At 24.1% G+C, this 1,413-nt stretch carries 1 protein-coding gene and 1 pseudogene; both read left to right on the plus strand.

From position 1 onward, the window contains the following. Nucleotides 1-334, plus strand: a pseudogene (locus B6D18_RS12795) (hypothetical protein); the annotation flags it as partial. Nucleotides 335-395: 61 nt separating this feature from the next. Further along, nucleotides 396-1,358 carry a glycosyltransferase family 8 protein gene (locus B6D18_RS12315; protein WP_086364701.1) on the plus strand — a complete coding sequence of 321 codons (963 nt, stop codon included), beginning with the start codon at nt 396-398 and terminating at the stop codon, nt 1,356-1,358. Nucleotides 1,359-1,413 lie beyond the last annotated feature (55 nt).

Genomic DNA, 1,413 nt, shown 5'->3' on the forward strand with positions numbered 1-1,413 from the left:
GAGTGATATTAAAACATGGTCGCGAATTCAATCTTATTTAAGAGAGAATTATGATAAAGAAGATAAACAAGATATCATCGAACTAGTTTATTTCATATTAATTAAATTAAAGATAAGACTTTTAATTGAATACTTAAAAAATTTTAAATATAAAGAAATTCGTGATTATTTAAATAAGGACTTTGATCTTAATTATGATTTAATAAGTCTTAGTGATAAATTCTTACATAAAAGTGATAGAAAAAAATTCAATATCATAAAAAGAAATAATTTAATTGTATGGCTTTGGGGTAGTTTATATTATCGATATGTTAGGCGTGATATCAGAAAATAATAAAATTCAACCCATTGATTAAAAATAATATTGTAAAAGGTTGTAGCAAGGATTTTTTAGAATGAAAGATAACACGATAAATATTGCCTTTTGTACAGATAAAAATTATCTTGAATATGTAGCGATATCTATTAAGTCAATCCAATTAAATAATTTGAGTAATAATATTCAATTTTATGTGTTTTTACATGATGTTCCTGCTAATGATGTAGAAAAATTTAAAAAATTAAATATTCCAATTAAAACTTATTTTATTGAAAAAGATCAATTGGAGCAATATCAGACTGAGCATAAATTAAAACATATTAATCAATCTATGTATATTCGACTTCTAGTACCACGTTTGCTGAGAAATGAAGTTGATAGATTTATTTATTTGGATGCTGATGTACTATGTTTTCAAGACATTTCGTCGATCAATAACATTAATATTGAGTCTGTTGTTTGTGCGGTTGTTTCTGACTCTTTAAATAATAATAATTTGGTAAAAAACATTAATCGTTTGAAGTTAAATTCAACAAACTATTTTAACTCAGGATTTCTGTATATAAATACTAAAAATTGGTGCGATTATGACATTGAAAATAAAGTCAATCAGATTTTATTAAAATCAAATAATGCTCAACTTATCTATCCTGATCAAGATGCTTTAAACATGGTTTTATATAATAAAGTTCTCTATATTGATAATAAATGGAATTATCTTTTTACTTGGATGAATGAGACAGAAAAACAAAACTTTTTTTATGATAGTGAGTTTTTACCATTCATTATACATTTCACAGGGGCTAGAAAACCTTGGTATAAGGAGCATGTTGGGCTAGCGCAGAACTTGTATTTATTTTATAAACATTTTACTCCGTGGTCTGATAAGCCTTTGAAAAGTTATTTATCTAAAATGAGAGTTAATGATTATCGTATATATGCTAAAAATTATTTAAAAAAAGGAAATATTTTTAAAGGAATAAAATTTTTCACACAATATTTATTACTAAAATATATTAAAAAGAATTACAACAGTTAAGTTTTATAGGAAATCTTAAGAATGAGTCGTTTTTCGTGGGAAATAAAGTTTATTC

This window comes from Gilliamella sp. A7 (assembly GCF_002142015.1).
GTDB lineage: Bacteria > Pseudomonadota > Gammaproteobacteria > Enterobacterales > Orbaceae > Gilliamella > Gilliamella apis_A.